Source organism: Gemmatimonas sp., assembly GCF_021298855.1.
Lineage (GTDB): Bacteria > Gemmatimonadota > Gemmatimonadetes > Gemmatimonadales > Gemmatimonadaceae > Gemmatimonas.
Map to the genome: position 1 here is coordinate 44,223 of NZ_JAJTHI010000029.1, position 16,641 is coordinate 60,863.

Genomic DNA, 16,641 nt, shown 5'->3' on the forward strand with positions numbered 1-16,641 from the left:
GGACGGGAAGAAGGTGAGCCGGCGCTCAGCGATCCGTGGCGCCGGTGCGCAGCACGGAGTGGCGATAGCCGTAGACGAAGTACAGCCCGAGACCGACTGCCATCCATACGCCGAACGCGATCCACGCGCTGACGGGCAGTCCCTTCATGACGAAGACGCAGGCGCCGGCGCCGATGAGCGTGACGGCCCAGACGAACGGGACACGGAAGGGGCGCGGACGGTCGGGTTCGCGGATGCGCAGCACCAGCACGCCGATGCAGACCACCGCAAAGGCTGCCAGCGTGCCGATGTTGGTGAGGTCATAGGTCGCGGCATCGTCGGCCAGCAGCGCCCCCAGCGACACGAGCCCGCCGGTGATGAGGGTGGTGACCTTGGGGGTGCGCGTCTTGGGATCGAGCTTGGCGGCAAAGCGTGGCAGCAGGCCATCGCGCGCCATGGCGTAGAAGATGCGCGGCTGGCCGTACTGGAACACCAGCAGCACCGCGGACATGGACACCACGGCCCCGGCGGCCACGATCCAGCTGGCGGTCTCCAGGCCGGCGAGCGAAAGCGCCTTGGCCAGCGGGTCGGAGCTGCGGAGCTGATCGTACGGCACGAGGCCGGTGGCCACGAAGCCGACGATCACGTAGATGAGCGTGCAGATGGCGAGCCCGCCCAGGATGCCGCGCGGCAGGTTCCGCTGCGGGTCTTTGGTTTCCTCGGCGGCCGTGGAGATGGCGTCGAACCCGATGTACGCGAAGAAGACGATGGCGGCACCCTGATGGATGCCGGTGAATCCGTTGGGGGCGAAGGGCTTGTAGTTGGCCGGATCGATGTGCAACGCCCCCACGATGACGAACAGCCCCAGCACGATGAGCTTGATGATCACCATGATGTTGTTCGCCCGGGTGCTCTCCTTGACGCCGCGCATGAGCAGGGCGGTGATGGCGGCGACGATGCTGAAGGCGGGAAGGTTGATCAGGACGGGCACGCCGGCCACGCGCGGCGCGCTGTCGAGCAGTGCGCGAACGGCGGGATCGCTACTGGCCTTCACGTTCCAGTAGCCGTGGGTGAGCCACGCGGGGAGTTCGATGCCGAACCCGCTGAGCAAGGCGTTGAAGTACCCCCCCCAGCCGATCGCGACCGCCACGTTGCCGACGGCATACTCGAGAATGAGCGCCCAGCCTACGATCCAGGCGACGATTTCGCCGAGGGTGGCATACGAGTAGGCATAGGCGCTGCCGGCCTGGGGAATCATGGCGGCCAGCTCGGCGTAGCAGAGAGCCGCGAGTCCGCAGACGGCGCCGAGCAGCACAAAGGACAGCACCAGCGCGGGTCCTGCCCCGTAGCGCACGACCGTGCCATCGGCGAGGGTCTCGCCGGCGGCGGCCGTACCGAGGGAGGAGAAGATACCGGCCCCGATCACGGCGCCAATGGCCAGCATGACGAGATCGCCTGCGCCAAGCGTGCGGCGCATGCCGTGTTCACCGTCGTCGGCAGCGACGATCGGCTTACGAGCGAACAGCCCCATGACGTATCTGGGAGGTGGGGGGAGGCGAGCGCCTCGGGAGGGGAGTGTACGCGCGGTGCCGGCGAACTCACGCGCGGCCTGGAGCGCTAGCGCAAACTAGTACGCGGTACGGGTCACAGCGAGTAGGTAATCTCGGCGCGCGCGCGGACCGGGACGCCCTGTGCATTGACCGCCGGGCGGAAGCGGATGGCGACGAGTGCCTCACGCAATTTGCGATTGTAGGCCCCATCCTTGGTGGGGCTGAACTGCAGGTCGAGCACCTTTCCGGTGGAGTCGACGTCGAAGACCACGACGATCGTGCCCTTCGCCTTGTTGGGTACGGGGAGCGGCGGCAGGAAGAGCTCCGTGGGCGCCGGCGGATAGACCGTGCCAGGCCCGCCGCCGGTGCCGGCGCCGACTCCGCTGCCACGCCCGGTACCAACGCCCGAGCCCACGCCGCCTCCGCTGCCGGGCCCGGTGCCGCCACTGCCGTCATTCCCCGTGCCCACCCCCGTGCCTGCCCCGGTGGCGGATGTTGTGGCCGCCGCCGGCGCCGCGGCGGCGGCCGGCACCGTAGTCGACTGGGGTGGCGGCGTCTCCGGAGGCGTGACCTTGGGTTTTTCCACCGGCGGCGGCGTAATGGGAGGCAGCACCTGCGGCCGCGGCGGTAGCGGCACGGGTGGCGCCGGCGCCGGCGTGGGGGCAATGCGCACATACTGCAGCCGCTCCTCGATCATGCGGCCACCGGCGCCCTTGTTACCGCCGCCACCTCCCCCCGCCGGACCGAGCCCCCCGGCGCCCATGACGGTGCGGAGGAGTTCCGGCGACGTGAATGGGACGATGAGCAGCAGGACGATGGCCACATGCAGGAGCACGGCCAACACCAGACTGCGCGTGCGCCGCGGCGAGTCGACAGGGATCCCGATGGGCGGCCGATACTTGGGCCTCGCCGGGGGATCGGGGGGCGTGAGGGTGAACGGTTCGATTGGCGGACGTCCGGCCATGCGGCAGAGGCGAAGGTACGACGCAACGACGGGGTGGCCGGCCGGGTTGCCGACCACGGGCTCGTCGAATGTACTACGGCGGGCGACCCCGAATGGGTTCGCCCGCCGTATTGAACACCGGAGCACCGTGCGAGGTGCCCTTGGCCCGCCCCTTACTTGGGTGCCACGCCGATGACCTTGACCCCGGCGCCACGCGCCTGGTCCATGGCCCACACCACATTGGCGTAGGTGGTCATGGTGTCACCCTTGACGAAGATGATCTTATCCGGGCGCGGATCATAGATCGACTTGAGGCGCTCGAACAGCTTGGCCTTGTCGACCGGTTCCTTGTTGATCGCGTACTTGTCGTCCGGCAGCACCTCGAGCACGATCTGATCCGGGTTCGCATTCGGCTGCGCCTGCTGCGGGTTCGGGTCAGGGAGCTGCGTATCGATGGCCTTGCGGCTCATCGGCACGATGATCATGAAGATCACGAGGAGCACGAGGAGCACGTCGATCATGGGCGTCACGTTGATCTCGTTGGTGAGACCGCCGCCGCCGCCACCACCTGCGGACATGCCCATCGTCAGTTGCCTCCCGGCCGCAGGCGGTCGCTCTCCACGAGCGACTCGGTGCCCGGTGCCTGTTCAGTGATGAGCGCCGCCACCCGCACCCCATTGCGCGAGAGCTTGTCCATGGCGTCGATGACCTTGAGGTACTGGAGGTCCTTGTGGGCCTTCACGTACATGATGTAGTCATCACGCCCTTCCACCCCGTAGATCTCACGCACGAGCGTTTCGAGATCTTCGTTGCGGACCGGCTTCTTGTTCAGGTAATACTGACCCTGATCGTCGATGCCGAGCACCTGGTCTCCGTCTTCCTCGGGGTGCGGCTTGAGGTTCTGGCCCTCGGGCGGCACCGCGGTAAAGCCCGCATTGATCTGCGGAATGGTGATCATGAAGATGATCAGGAGCACCAGCATCACGTCGATCATGGGAGTGACGTTCGGATCGGCCTTGACGCTGCCGCCGCCACCAGCACTCATGCCCATGCGTTACTCCTTGCGTGGAGCCCGGCTGACGCGCGCCCCGCTCTGGGGGCGCGCCACCGGACCGACGGTGATTAGTGCGAGATCGGGGTCTGGCCGGCCGTGTTGAACTCACGCGTGAAGCGCGAGCGGCCGAACTCACCCGACACCCCCTTGATGAGGTAGTCGATCATTTCCTTCGACGTGTACGTCATCTCGGCCGTGAGATTGTCGATCTTCGTCTGGAAGTAGTTGAACGCCCACACCGCCGGAATGGCCACGCCGATACCGATGGCCGTGGTGATGAGGGCTTCGGCGATACCGGCCGCCATGGAGGAGATACCGCCGGCACCCGACGTGGACATGGCCGTGAACGAGTTCACGATACCCATGGTCGTACCGACGAGACCGACGAACGGCGCCGTGGCACCGACCGTGGCGAGCACGCCGAGGCCGCGCTTGAGGTCGACGACCGTCATGAGCATTTCACGCTCGACGGCACGCTCGGCCGAGTTGATATCGGCCACGGTGACCGAGCCGTCCTGGATGAGGGGACGGATTTCGCCGAGGGCTCCACCGAGCACGCGCGCCACGTGCGACTTCTTGTAGCCTTCCGCCAGCTTGATGGCCTCGTTGAGGTTGTCCTCTTCGAGGAACTGCGAGAACTCCGGGGCGAACTTGCGGGTCTCGCCCTGCGCCTTCCGCATCTGCCACCACTTCTGGATGATGATACCGGTCGAGTAGGCCGACATGATCAGCAGCGTCCAAACGATACCCTTGGCAAACCAACCCATCTCGTGCCAAAGGTCCATGATATCCATACCCATCGTGCTTTCTCCTGGGAAACGGTGGTGGCTTAGCGATTGAGCGAGAACTGGAACGGCTGCTGCACGAGCTGCTTGACCTTGCGTCCGCCCACTTCAGCAGGCAGGAAGCGCATACGCTGCAGCGCGTTCCGGACGGCGGTCGTGAAGAGGTCGTTGTCGGACTTGAGCGCCTTGAAGGTGTTCATTTCCGCGCGGCCGGTCGTATCGACCACGAACTGGGCGAGCACCTGGCCCTCGATGCCCGCGCTGCGGAGCATGTCGGGATAGGCCGGTCCCTGCGCGCCGGGCGCCATGACGACCGGCTTTTCGACCTGGAAGTCGAAGTAGGGCTGATCGCCCTGTGGCACCACGGCCTTCCCGCCCTCGACGCCCTTGGCGATACCACCAGCGACGCCCTTGCCGGAGAAGTCGGCCTCGTCCGTCACCTTCTTGGACAGGTCGATCTCGGGGATGACGTTGGGGATTTCGACTGGAGCCGAAAGCAACTGGAAGCCCTTCGGTGGCGGCGGTGCGGCGACCACGTCAGGCGGTGGCGGTGGCTTTTCCGGCTCGGGCGGCTTGGGCTCGTCTTTCTTGACCTCGACGAAGTCCAACTTCTCGACCTTCTCTTCCTCGATGGCCGCACCGGCACCCTTCGTCACCGCAATGAGCGCGGCCACGATGGCGGTGTGAACGACCAAGGACATGAAGGACCCGCCGGCGCGTTTCTGCTTCTTTGCCTGAGACTCGATCAGGTTATTGAACATCTCGCTGGTCCGGGGTACGGGCTGCCAACGTCGGCCCACGGAGCGCCCGTGGGTGACTGGCCGATTCTACCGCCCGGAGATGATCCGGCAATGATTGCCAGATTAGGATCCGATTAATCCGCAGTTAGCATTCCGTTCATGTCGATCGGCCCCTCGGTGCTATTGACAATGGACTGGTACTCCCCCGTCATGCCGGAGCCGGGAGCGCCCGCGAGCGGCAGGGTCACGGTGAAGGTGCTCCCCCGCCCCAGACGCGACTGCACCTCGAGCGAGCCGCCGTGCGCCTGCGCAATCCACTGTGAAATGGCGAGTCCGAGACCGAAGCCGCCGCGTTCGCTGGCGCGTGACCGGACGCGATCGGCGCGCCAGAAGCGCTCGAACACATACGGCAGGTCGGCGGCGGCGATGCCGATGCCGGTATCGCGCACCGCAAAGCGCACCACTTCCTCGTCCCGCTGCAGGGAAATCTCCACGGTCCCCCCGCGCGGCGTGTACTTGATGGCGTTCGTCACCAGATTCAGGAAGAGCTGCCGCAGTCGCGTGAGGTCGCCCAACACTTCGGCATTCTCGAAATGCTCCGCCAGAATGACCAGCCCGGCGTCTTCGCCGAGCAGTCGCGCCGTTTCCACCACCTCGCGAGCCAGCGGGGCCAGCTCCACCGGTTCGCGATACAGGTCGAACCGCCCCTCGTCGGCGCGCGCCAGCGTGAGCAGCGAGTCAACGAGGTCGGCCATGCGGGTCACCTGCTGCAGCGCCTCCTCCAGGGCCACGGCCTGATCGGTCTCGCTGGAGCTGGGCGACATGGCGCGCTCCACGTCGGCGCGCATGACGGCCAGTGGCGTCTTGAGCTCATGGCTGGCGTCGGCGGTGAAGCGCCGCAGTGCGCCGAACGAGGTTTCGATGCGCTCGATGAAGGCGTTGAGCGTGGCGGACAGTCGCGCGAGCTCCTCGCCGGCCGCGCCGATGGCCAGGCGGCGGTGCAACGACCGCCCGTCGGTGATGGCCTCGACCTGGTCGATGATGCGATCGATGGGACGGAAGGCCCGTCCGGCAATGACCCACGCGAAGAGCATGGACACGATGACGAGGATGGGGGACACCACGAACATCGTGTTGGCGATGCTGTCGAGCGACTCGTCGATCTCCCGCGTGCTGAGCGCGGCGTACACCCGGTACTTCGCATCGTCGCTGAGCGGGACGTCGCGCGCCGCCAGCAGCACTTCGTCGTTGAACAGACGCACGCGCTGCATGCCGTTGCCCACCCGGGACTCGCGGGCCGAACGGCTGAACCGGTCACGATCGGACACCGACAGCGTGCTCACCTGCGGCGAGGCATAGATGTCGTAGCCGGTGCTGTCCTGCACCAGCACGTAGCCGTCGAGCAAGGACAGGAAGGCGCCCATGCGCTGCCCGACCGAGCGGGCCGCCAGCGGGTCTTCCTTGACGAGCATGGGCTCGGTGCCCGTGGTGCGCGCGAGCTCGATGGCCTTGACGATGTGCTGGGCCTCGTTCTGGACGCGCTCCTCGAGCTGTTGAAAGAGGATCTCGCGACGGACGGCCAGCAACGCCACCGAAAACACGAGCAGCGACCCGATGGAGGCCGCCGTCCACGCCCACGTCAGGCGCGCGCGGATGGAGCGCATGGCCATGCCGACGGCGCTACGCGCGAATCATGTAACCGACCCCGCGGACGGTCGTGATGAGCTTCTTCTCGTGTTTCGCGTCGATCTTCTTGCGCAGGTGATTGATGACCACGTCGACGATGTTCGTCCCGGGATCGAAGTGATACCCCCAGGCGTACTCGGTAATGAGCGTGCGGCTCATGACCCGGCCGGCGTGGCGCATGAGGTACTCGAGCACGGCGAACTCCTTGGGGGTGAGTTCGATCAGCTCCCCACCGCGGCGCACCTCGCGTGTCCCCTGATCGAGGTCGAGATCGCCGACGGCCAGCTGCGGACTCGCCAGGGCCCGAGGCCGACGCAGCAGCGCCTCGGCACGCGCCAGCAATTCCTCGAAGGCGAAGGGCTTGGTGACGTAGTCGTCGGCTCCGGCGCGCAAGGTCTCGACCTTGGCGTCCACCGCGTCCTGGGCCGTGAGCACCAACACCGGACGCTCGAACCCCTTCGCGCGCAGCGAGCGCAGCACGTCGAGCCCGTTCCGTCCCGGGAGGCGCATGTCGAGGATGATGAGATCATACGGCTGCGCGGTGGCGAGCCGCTCGCCCTCGAGGCCGTTGCTGCACAAGTCCGCGTGCCAGCGTTGTTCCTCGAGGCCACGACGCACGAACTCGCCCACGGTGGGATCGTCTTCGATGACCAGGATCTTCATGGGTTGCGCCCCGATGGCCGCTTGAAGCCGTACTCGCGAATCTTCCGGTAGAGCGTCTTGGGAGAGATGCCCAGCTGCTCCGCGGCGCGTCCCTGATGCCATCCCGTACGCTCGAGCGCCTCGGCAATGTGCCGGCGTTCGAGTTCGTCGAGCGACGCTCCGGCCCCGGCGGACACGTCCGACCCGGCGCTGGCGCTCGCCCCCGCCAACGCCAGATCGCTGACCTGCACCACGGCGCCGGTTGCCACCAGCGCCGCGCGCTGCATGGTGAGTTGCAGCTCGCGCACATTGCCCGGCCACGAGTGTCGCTCCAGGGCCGCCGCAGCGTCGTCGCTGATCCGCACCCCACGCCCGCGAGACGCCGTCGCAAGGAAGTGCTGGGCCAGCAGCAGCACATCAACCGGTCGGTCGCGCAAGGCCGGCAGGACGACCCGCATGCTGGCCACACGATGCAGGAAGCCTTCGTGCACCGTCCCCCTGGCCACCCCTTCCGACAGCTCGTGCGCGGTGGACGCCACCAGCCGTGCCGCGAGGGGGACGCGCCGCTCGCCCCGACGCGGCACGAACGCACCGTCGTCGAGGATGTCACACAGCGCCACCTGCGCCGCCATGGGCAGGGCGTGCACATGCTCGAGATAGAGCGTGCCTCCGGCCGCCAGCTCGAGGGCGCCCACGGCACGGTCGGCGGTCTCGTCCGCCGTGGCCTGCGCGTCGGACGGGGTCCCGAGCAGTTCATCGAAGACCGTGGCCGCCGTAAGGGCCGCGCAGTCCACGCGAATGAACGGGGCGTGCGGGCGCCCGCCCTCGTCGTGCAGCACCCGGGCGAGCAGCCGCTTGCCGGTGCCCGCTTCGCCGGTCACGAGCACGGGAAGCAGACTGGCGGCGAACTGGTGCACCATGGCCAGCACGGCCCGCAACGGGGCGTACTGCGTAAGGAACACGGCGGGCTCCTCCGCCCGGTGCAGTCGGGCCACCAGATGCCGATTGCGTCGTACCAGCAGGCGCTTCTCCCAGGCTCGCCGCACCAACGCCTCGATTTCGGCCATGCGATACGGCTTGGACAGGCAATCGTACGCCCCCATCTTGAGCGCGGCCATGGCCGTCTCGATGGTCCCGTTGCCGGTGATGACGATGACCTCGGGGGGCATGAGCTCTTCGCGCACGAGACGCAGGACCTCGAGCCCGTCGAGCTCCGGCATGACCACGTCGAGCAGGGCCACGTCGAAGAGTTCGCGGCGCAGCAGCTCGAGCGCCGAGCGACCGTCACGCACCATGCGCACCTGAAATCCCCGGGCCGTCATGAACTGCTCGAGGATGGCCCCCAGGTGCGCCTCATCCTCGGCGATGAGCACCCGAATGGGTGACTCGCCCGCCAGCACCGCGCTCCCCGTTACCGGCGTGGTCATGGCTGCTCCGCCGCGTTGAGCGCCGCGAGGGTACCGAGCGCATCACGGGCCGCGTTGCCGGCGGCACCGAGCACGGGCAGGGACACGCGGAAGTTGGCGCCCGGCCCGCCTGGGGACACGAGCTCCAACGTGCCGCCGTGGTCTGCCACGATGCCGTAGCAGATGGCCAGTCCGAGGCCGGTTCCCTGCCCCGGGGCCTTGGTGGTGAAGAACGGCTCGAACACCTTGGCCTGCAGCGTGCGCGGAATCCCGGGCCCGTTGTCTTCCACTTCGAACACCGCCGGCAGCAGTCCGTCGGCGGGGGCGAACCGCGTGCGGATGACGACACGCCCTTGCTCGGGGGATGCGTCGAACGCGTTCATCGCGAGGGCAATGAGTACCTGCACCAGCTGGTCGGCGTCGCCCTCCACCATGAGCAGGCCGTTGGCTTCGAGTTCGGTGTCGACCTTGACCCGCTTGAAGCGCGGATGGTGCTGCAGCAGAAAGAGCCCCTGTTGCACCACGGTGTTCAAATCGAACGCGTCACGGCCCTGCGCCTTGGGTCGCGAGAAATCGAGCAGGCCGTTCACGATCTTCTTGCAGCGCTGCACCTCGAGGTCGATGATGTGCAGCAGCTCGGCCGGTGGAGCGCCCGTTCCGGTCTCCGCCTGCATCGCCATGGACTCCGCGCAGGCGGCGATCGTGGCCAGCGGATTGTTGATCTCGTGCATGACACCCGCGGCCAGTTGCCCCAGCGCCGCCAGCTTCTCGGCCTGGGCGGTGCGGTCGAGCGCCGCCCGCCAGTCGGTGATGTCCTCCCCAATGGTGATGACGTGGGTGACGTCGCGCCCGCCCATGCGCATGGGGATCTTGGAGATGCGGAAGGTCCGCGTAGTGCCGAACGCGTTGCTCTCCATCTGAAACTGCTGCAGGCGGCCGGAGGCGAACACCTCGTCGAACTCCTTCTTGAGCAGGGCCGCGGGTTGCCGGTTCAGCACCTCGAAGATGGATCGCCCCACGGCATCGGCGCGCGCCACGCCCTGGAGGCCGGTTTCGCGCTTGTGATTCCAGGCCTGAATGCGGTATTGCCGGTCCACCACGTACAGGCCGAGGGGGAGCGAATCGACGATGCACTCGATGAACGCGCGCTGATCGGCGACCTCGCGTACGCGGGCGGTGAGCTCCTGCTCGAGGTCATGCAGGTAGGCGTCACGGCTGATGGCCACCGCGAGTAGTGCGGCCACATCCCCCACGAGGGCCGCGGCGTGGGGCAGCAGCGCCGTCGTGCCATGCACGACGAGGGTACCGACCCGGGTTTCGCCCGCCATGACGGGTACGCGCACGGGCCGGGCATCAGCGCGCTCGCCCGTCCCCGGTGCCGCACCGGAGGCGGCGTCGCCGTTCTCCGTCTCGAGCGTGAGCCGTGCGACGCCGAGCGCCGGGGCGAGTTGCTCGAGCACGGTGGCGATCCCGTGCGCCGCGTCGTCGGCCGCCGCCAGCAGGCGCACGAAATCCGGGAGGGTCGCTGACGAAGGTGTGGAAGTCACGGCATCGGGCGCGGGGGAGGCGCGGCCCCGCCGCCCGCGCCGCTTCGCGCGGGAGGCCAGGGACCACCTCCGCAAGGTAGGCCTGCCCGGAACGTCGGACAAGCTGACCGAACCGATCCGCCTCAAATCACAGACTTGATCTTTTCAAGGATTTCCTCATTCTCGCGGCGCAGGCCGGGGTGCTGCTCGATGTGCGCCCACTGCACCACGCCAGCCCGGTCGATCAGGAAGTACGCCCGATTGGCAATGAGACCGTCGGTCCACATGGCCCCGAACTGCCGGGCAACGGCACCACCGACGTCGGAGAGGAGCTGCACGCGCATACCGTGCGCATCGCGAAATTGCTGCAGCACTTCAACCGTATCCACCGAAATGGGAAGGACTTCCACATCCAGCTCCGCAAATGCGTCGAAGTCGTCGCTGAAGGCACACAATTCGCTGGTGCATACGCTGGTGAATGCCTTGGGGAAAAAGGCCAGCAGGACCGATTTGTGTGATCGGACGGTGGACAGAGAGACGATCGTGTTGTTCGTGGACGGCAGGGAGAAATCAGGCGCCTGCGTTCCCGCGGTCACTGCGGACGGGGCTTCGGAAGACATGTACAACTCCTCAAGAGGATTTTGTGATGAGGCGAGCATGACCGCGCCGGTACCGTCTTTGGCAGGCCGGCTGGCGGGGCGCGCCCCCCTGCGCGTACTCCTGGTGGAGAACGACCCGGCCGCCGCCCGACGTTCCGAAGCGTCGCTCGTGCTGCATCGGGAGTTCGCGGTGCGTGTTGAGTGTGTCCCGTCGCTCTCCGGTGCCATCCGGCAGTTGCTGGAGCACCCGTACGACGCGGTGGTGCTGGAGCTCGACGTGGATGATGCGTCGGGACTGGCCACCCTGGCGGGGATCCGCGGCGCCGCCCCCACCGTGCCCGTGGTCGTGTATGCCCGGTCGCTCGATGACGTGCTGGCCGTGCGCGCCCTCCGGGCAGGAGCGCACGAGTGTCACGACAAGCAGCACCTGCCACCGGTCCACCTCGGGCGGTCGCTGAGCTTTGCCATCGAGCGGCAGCGGCGGCTGGCCGCGCTTGAAGCGGCGCGTGTGGACGCGTCCCACCGCGCCACGCACGATCCCCTGACCGGCCTCGCCAACCGGGCGCTCTTCCTCGATCAGTTGGAACGTGCACTGGCTTTCGGTGCGCGATACCACCGCAAGACGGGGGTGCTCTTCATCGACCTCGACAACTTCAAGGAAGTGAACGACCGGCACGGACATGCATTGGGCGATCGGCTGCTGTGCGAGGTGGCAGATCGGTTGATCGAGTGCGTGCGACGCTCCGATGCGGTCGCCCGTCTGGGGGGCGACGAGTTCGTGGTGCTGCTCCCCAATGTCCGGAGCCGGCGCGACCTCGCCCACGTCAAGGAGTCCATCGAGGCGTCGCTCCACCGTCCGTTTGAGCACGAGGGGCGCGCCGTGGTGCCGATTGCCGCCAGCATCGGCGGCGCAATGTCTCCGGTGGACGGGGTCAGTGCTCCCGAACTGCTGGCCATGGCCGACGCCGACATGTACCGCGAGAAGGTGCAGCGCGCGGATTGCAGCGCCGTCCAGGCGTAGCGGCGGGCCGCCCCGCTGCTTCAGTCAGTCTGACCGCGTGCCGACACTTCCGGCATGCACCGTTTGGCCATGTCTTCCGACCCTGAGCAGGACCTCGGTCCGGGCGACGTCGTACAGTTCGAGTTTGCTGGTGCACCGGTGCGCGGCACCATCCGTCGAGTGGACGAAAAGGCGCTGGTCCCGTCGCCTTTCGGCCTGCCGTACCTCGTGACCGTCACGAACGCCCACCCGGCCAGCGGGTATCGGGCCGGCCGCGACTACACCCTGCGCGCGGCGAGCCTCGTCCGCATTGGCGAACCGGCCCCGCGAGCGGCGCACTCGGTGCCTCGCCGTCCGGGGAGCGCCCCTGCCCATCCCTGTTTCCTCGTCGGCTACCGGCGGGAGGGGGGGCAATTGCCCGTGCAGGGGACGCTGCTGGTGCAGGCCCCCTCGCTCGATGCCGCGAATGCGCTGGCGACTGACACGCTGCGGGCCGCACTGGCCACGGATATTGCGGAGGGGCGGGAAACCGAGGGCGCATCCGTGATGCTGGTCAATGCCGCCGAGGTCAGCACGACGGCGAGCGCGGGTGCCGCCGTGCTGGCCCAGGTGAGCTGGTAGTCGGCGACTACCTCGGCGCCGCAAACACCGCCGACGCGACGCGCGCGGTTTCGGCGAGGACCGCCGCTCCCACGAACACACTGCCGTCGGCGGCAAAGAACTGCGGAGTGTGCGCCGGTGTGGGGTCGCCGTGCGGCTCGCGTGCCCCGATGCGCAGAAAGGCCCCGGGGATGCGCTCCATGTAGTAGGCGAAGTCCTCGCCCCCCATGTTGGTGATGCCCAGTGGCACCACCGCGTCGTGCCCCAGCAGCCGCACCGCCGCCTCGCGAGCCCACCCGGCCGCCTGTTCGGGATTCACGATGGGCGGAGGTCCGAGTTCGACGTGCACGTCTGCCGTGAGGTTGTGAGCCGCCGCGATCCCATGCGCCACCCGCCGGAGTTCGTCGGCGAGCAGGGCCCGCGTCACCGGGTCGGTGGCGCGCAGGGTGCCTCCTATGGACGCGCTTTCCGGAATGATGTTCGGGGCGGTGCCCGCCTGCATCGTGGCAACGGTGAGCACGGCCGGCACCGAGGGGTTCACGCGGCGCGCGACCACGCCCTGCAGGGCCGCGATGAGCATGCCGGCGCCCAGCACCGGGTCGGCCGACTCGTGGGGGCGGGCGCCATGCGCCCCCCGTCCGTGCAGGACAATGGAGAAGGTGTCGGCGGCAGCAGCGAGCGAGCCGGCCTGGGCGACCACCTGTCCCACGGGAAACCGCCGATCCACATGCGCCCCGAAGATGGCGACCACCTCGTCGAGCACGCCGGCGGCCAGGATGGCGGCGGCTCCCTCTCCGGTTTCCTCGGCAGGCTGCAGCACGACGAGGACGTCGCCCGCGGCCGGTTGCTGCGCCAGCAACCACGCCGCGCCGATGGCCCAGGTCGCGTGCACATCGTGCCCACAGGCGTGCATCACCCCGGCATGCTGCGATGCATAGGGCAGCCCGGTGGCCTCGTGAATGGGCAAGGCGTCGATATCGCCACGCACGGCCACCACCGGGGCCCGGGGATCGCGCCCGCGGATGCGGGCCACCAGCCCCGTGCCGGCAACGTGCTGCACACGGACCGGATTGGCCTGGGCGAGCGCCCGCTCGAGCACGGCACTCGTGCGGGACTCCTGAAACGCGAGTTCCGGGTGCGCGTGCAGATCACGGCGCAGGTCGAGCAATCCGTTGCGCTGCGCCTCGGAGAACAGGGCCAGCACGCTGGCCGGGACGGTGGTGAGGTCGGAGATGTCGCAGGTCATAAGGGAGTGCGGGAATGGGACGCGCCGGGGCCGCGCAGCAGCTGACCAGGGGTTACCTCGGTGTGTCGCCCCTGGTCGATGACGTCTCGAGTCATCGTCATGGTGGACACGCTCGTGCTGGCGATGTATACCACACGGTGCCGAGACCATCGGCATCGCCTCTCCCGGCCGTGCTGCGCCAACGTATCCATCGTTCGCACGGACGGCCAGCGGAGTGCCGCGGGGCCATCCCCATGCGGGTCCGCGCACGCTTACCCCTTTCCTTCATGTCCGATTCTCCCCGCGCCCTCCCCCACCCGGCCGACTCCGTGGTTGCCTTCGCCGACGGTGTGTCGATCCGCGAACTGACTACCCAGGACGACTACCGCGAGTGTGTGGCCATCCAGGACGAGATCTGGGGGCCGGGTTTCGCCGAAGTGGTTCCGCCGGCCATTCTCATGGTCAGCCAGAAGATGGGGGGCGTGTGTGCGGGGGCGTTCGACCCGAGCAGCCGCCTGCTGGGGTTCGTGTTCGGCGTGACCGGAGTGCGGCACGGTGCGATAGCGCACTGGTCGGACATGCTGGCCGTCCGCCCGGAGGCGCGTGGCGGGCGGGTGGGCGAACGGCTCAAGCAGTACCAGCGCGAGCGCTGCCTGCAGGTGGGGGCGCGCACGATGTACTGGACCTTCGACCCGCTGGTGGCGCGCAATGCCCACCTGAATCTCATGCGTCTGGGGGCGCGCGCGGCCGAGTACGCGGTGAATCTGTACGGCAGCAATACCGGGAGCCCGTTGCACGGGGCGTTGGAGACGGACCGCTGGATTGCCGCGTGGGACCTCACCACGGCCGCCCCGTCGGTACCGGCCGTGCGGACCTCGGGGACGTTCGTGCTGCGCGTAGCGGCCGACGGAGTGCTTCCCGAAACGCCGGGGTTCCCGGATGCGGAGGTCGTGCGCGTGGCCGTGCCGGTGGATCATACCCGCCTCACGCACGAGCAGCGCGTGGCGTGGCGGATGGCCACGCGGGCGGCGTTTCTTCACTACCTCGACCGTGGATACACCGTGCAGGCGTTCCAGCGGGGCGACGGTGACGCCCCGCCCTTTTACGAGCTGGCCCGCAGCTGAGCGTCGGCCGGTGCTGCCCGCTTCCCTTCCCTCTCCTTCCGAATCCCGTGCTCATGGCTCCGCTTGAACAGATCACCCTGCGTGAAATCCGCCTGCCCTTGCGCGAACCTTTTCGCATTTCGTCGGGGGCGACGTCGGAACGTCGCATCACGCTGCTGGAACTGCGTGATGGCGACGGCGTGAGCGCCTGGGGTGAATGCGTCGCCCCCGAGGAACCCAACTATCGCGAAGAGGCCATCGATACGGCGTGGATTGCCATTGCACAGTGGGTCGCCCCGCGGGTGCTCGGACGCCTGTTCGCCCATCCACGCGACATCCACGCGGCGCTCGAGCAGGACTTCCGCGGCAACTTCATGGCCAAGGCGGCGGTGGAAATGGGCATGTGGGTGCTGGAAGCCACGCGTCAGGGGGTGCCGCTGGCGCAGCTGCTGGGGGGCACGCGACGGGAAATCGCGACGGGGATCTCGTTGGGCATTCAGTCGTCGCCCGAGGCACTGGTGGAGAAGGCGCGGGCCGCCATCGCGGAGGGTTACCGCAAGGTGAAGATCAAGATCGCCCCCGGTCAGGATGTGGCGTACGTGCGCGCCGTGCGCGAGGCGCTTGGCCCTGACGCCCCACTCATGGCCGACGCGAACAATGCCTATCAGCTGTCGGACGCCGACCTGCTGGCGCAGCTCGACGATCTCGACCTCATGATGATCGAGCAGCCGTTGGCGTGGGATGACATCGTGCAGCATGCCACGCTGCAGCGGCGGCTGCGCACGCCGTTGTGCCTCGACGAGTCGATCACGTCGGTGGACCGTGCGCGCGACATGGTCACGCTCGACTCGGGGCGCATCATCAACATCAAGCCGGGGCGGGTGGGGGGCTTCACCAGTTCACTGGCCATTCACGACTACTGCGTGAGTGCGGGGATCCCGGTGTGGTGCGGCGGGATGCTGGAGAGCGGCATCGGGCGCGCGTGCAACGTGGCGCTGGCGTCGCTGCCGGGGTTCACGAAGCCGGGCGACCTGTCGCCGAGTGCGCGCTACTGGGCGCGCGACATCGTCACGCCGGAGTGGACCATGAGCGCCGACGGCATGGTGCCCGTGCCGTGGGATACGCCGGGGCTCGGGGTCGAGGTTGACGTGGACCGGATTGACGATCTCACGGTGCGGCAGGTGGTGCTGCGCTGATGTGGGCCGCGGCGACCGCGCCGCCGCGACGCGCGAAGGGCCGCGACCTGAGGAGGTGGCGGCCCTTCGTCTGTACGGCAGTGGAGCGTATCGGGATCGAACCGATGACCCCCTGCTTGCAAAGCACCCTGTCCGCAGGCCATCAGCGCAAGGCGCGATAGGCTTCAGAGGGAGAACGGCGATCTGCAGGTAAGCGGCGCAAGCCGCGGTTCGCGCGGCGGCAGCGGAGCAAAGCCAGCGCGGCGCGGCCTTGTTGACCGACGTCGGCCGTAGCCCACAGATAGAGGCGCCGGAGATGACTACGGCCGCCGCTGACACGTTGGCGCCCGGCGAGCGTGCGGTGTCCACGAAGTACGTGCCGCCCGCCGTTGGTACGGTGATCGCCGTGATTTCACGCGGGTATTGGGCCCTGCTCGCCCCCGTTCGCGGCATCAAGCGCGCGGTGCTTCGTGCGGCAGATGAGGGCGGTCTCGACGGGATCGCCGAGTGCATCGCTCCCGTGATCTGGACGCGCTTCACCGGGGAGCACGCGAGCAACAGTGCTCCCGATCTCGTCAGCGTCGTCCGGAAGGCGATTCAGCCGAAGCCTGTCGTCGAGGAAGTCGCG

The 16,641-nt window shown here is 68.1% G+C and carries 17 protein-coding genes; 5 read left to right on the forward strand and 12 right to left on the reverse strand.

What is annotated here, in order from left to right; all coding sequences use genetic code 11:
* Nucleotides 1-25: 25 nt before the first annotated feature.
* The 11 genes from LW840_RS10290 to LW840_RS10340 all read right to left on the reverse strand — a co-directional run bounded on the left by LW840_RS10290 (nt 26) and on the right by LW840_RS10340 (nt 10,931).
* The gene (locus LW840_RS10290) at nt 26-1,510 is read right to left on the reverse strand and encodes an amino acid permease (protein ID WP_291276937.1); all 1,485 of its coding nucleotides are present in this window, start codon (nt 1,508-1,510) and stop codon (nt 26-28) included.
* Nucleotides 1,511-1,623: 113 nt separating this feature from the next.
* Nucleotides 1,624-2,493, reverse strand: a complete 870-nt coding sequence (locus tag LW840_RS10295) for a hypothetical protein (protein ID WP_291269539.1) — start codon at nt 2,491-2,493, stop codon at nt 1,624-1,626.
* A gap of 152 nt (nt 2,494-2,645) precedes the next feature.
* Nucleotides 2,646-3,050: a biopolymer transporter ExbD gene (locus LW840_RS10300; protein ID WP_291276938.1), complete on the reverse strand. Its 405-nt coding sequence runs from the start codon at nt 3,048-3,050 to the stop codon at nt 2,646-2,648.
* Nucleotides 3,051-3,058: 8 nt separating this feature from the next.
* Nucleotides 3,059-3,517 carry a biopolymer transporter ExbD gene (locus LW840_RS10305; RefSeq protein ID WP_291276939.1) on the reverse strand — a complete coding sequence of 153 codons (459 nt, stop codon included), beginning with the start codon at nt 3,515-3,517 and terminating at the stop codon, nt 3,059-3,061.
* 77 nt (nt 3,518-3,594) lie between these two features.
* On the reverse strand, nt 3,595-4,293 hold the full coding sequence (locus LW840_RS10310; RefSeq protein WP_291276940.1) for a MotA/TolQ/ExbB proton channel family protein: 699 nt from the start codon (nt 4,291-4,293) through the stop codon (nt 3,595-3,597).
* A gap of 62 nt (nt 4,294-4,355) precedes the next feature.
* The gene (locus LW840_RS10315) at nt 4,356-4,985 is read right to left on the reverse strand and encodes an energy transducer TonB (protein WP_291273626.1); all 630 of its coding nucleotides are present in this window, start codon (nt 4,983-4,985) and stop codon (nt 4,356-4,358) included.
* Nucleotides 4,986-5,185: 200 nt separating this feature from the next.
* Nucleotides 5,186-6,721 (reverse strand): ATP-binding protein, encoded by a 1,536-nt coding sequence (locus LW840_RS10320; protein ID WP_291262369.1) that lies wholly within the window; start codon nt 6,719-6,721, stop codon nt 5,186-5,188.
* 10 nt (nt 6,722-6,731) lie between these two features.
* Nucleotides 6,732-7,400: a response regulator transcription factor gene (locus tag LW840_RS10325; RefSeq protein WP_291262368.1), complete on the reverse strand. Its 669-nt coding sequence runs from the start codon at nt 7,398-7,400 to the stop codon at nt 6,732-6,734.
* Nucleotides 7,397-8,806, reverse strand: a complete 1,410-nt coding sequence (locus LW840_RS10330) for a sigma-54 dependent transcriptional regulator (protein WP_291276941.1) — start codon at nt 8,804-8,806, stop codon at nt 7,397-7,399. Before LW840_RS10330 ends, LW840_RS10325 begins: the two co-directional genes overlap by 4 nt.
* Nucleotides 8,803-10,332 carry an ATP-binding protein gene (locus tag LW840_RS10335; protein ID WP_291262366.1) on the reverse strand — a complete coding sequence of 510 codons (1,530 nt, stop codon included), beginning with the start codon at nt 10,330-10,332 and terminating at the stop codon, nt 8,803-8,805. The genes LW840_RS10330 and LW840_RS10335 overlap by 4 nt, the downstream gene beginning before the upstream one ends.
* 122 nt (nt 10,333-10,454) lie before the next feature.
* Nucleotides 10,455-10,931 carry a peroxiredoxin gene (locus LW840_RS10340; RefSeq protein WP_291262365.1) on the reverse strand — a complete coding sequence of 159 codons (477 nt, stop codon included), beginning with the start codon at nt 10,929-10,931 and terminating at the stop codon, nt 10,455-10,457.
* Between the two features lie 37 nt (nt 10,932-10,968).
* Here LW840_RS10340 and LW840_RS10345 point away from each other — a divergent pair, with 37 nt between their 5' ends.
* Both LW840_RS10345 and LW840_RS10350 read left to right on the forward strand, forming a co-directional pair.
* On the forward strand, nt 10,969-11,931 hold the full coding sequence (locus LW840_RS10345) for a GGDEF domain-containing response regulator (protein WP_291273629.1): 963 nt from the start codon (nt 10,969-10,971) through the stop codon (nt 11,929-11,931).
* A gap of 69 nt (nt 11,932-12,000) precedes the next feature.
* Nucleotides 12,001-12,531 carry a hypothetical protein gene (locus LW840_RS10350; RefSeq protein ID WP_291276942.1) on the forward strand — a complete coding sequence of 177 codons (531 nt, stop codon included), beginning with the start codon at nt 12,001-12,003 and terminating at the stop codon, nt 12,529-12,531.
* 7 nt (nt 12,532-12,538) lie between these two features.
* On the opposite strand, the gene LW840_RS10355 is transcribed toward LW840_RS10350, so the two are convergent.
* The gene (locus LW840_RS10355) at nt 12,539-13,756 is read right to left on the reverse strand and encodes a M20 family metallopeptidase (RefSeq protein ID WP_291262363.1); all 1,218 of its coding nucleotides are present in this window, start codon (nt 13,754-13,756) and stop codon (nt 12,539-12,541) included.
* A gap of 266 nt (nt 13,757-14,022) precedes the next feature.
* Here LW840_RS10355 and LW840_RS10360 point away from each other — a divergent pair, with 266 nt between their 5' ends.
* From LW840_RS10360 to LW840_RS10370, 3 genes are all read left to right on the forward strand, one after another.
* Nucleotides 14,023-14,859: a hypothetical protein gene (locus tag LW840_RS10360; RefSeq protein ID WP_291269534.1), complete on the forward strand. Its 837-nt coding sequence runs from the start codon at nt 14,023-14,025 to the stop codon at nt 14,857-14,859.
* 53 nt (nt 14,860-14,912) lie between these two features.
* On the forward strand, nt 14,913-16,034 hold the full coding sequence (menC, locus tag LW840_RS10365; RefSeq protein WP_291276943.1) for an o-succinylbenzoate synthase: 1,122 nt from the start codon (nt 14,913-14,915) through the stop codon (nt 16,032-16,034).
* A gap of 295 nt (nt 16,035-16,329) precedes the next feature.
* The coding region (locus LW840_RS10370; RefSeq protein ID WP_291276944.1) for a hypothetical protein at nt 16,330-16,641 on the forward strand (312 nt) is incomplete at its 3' end.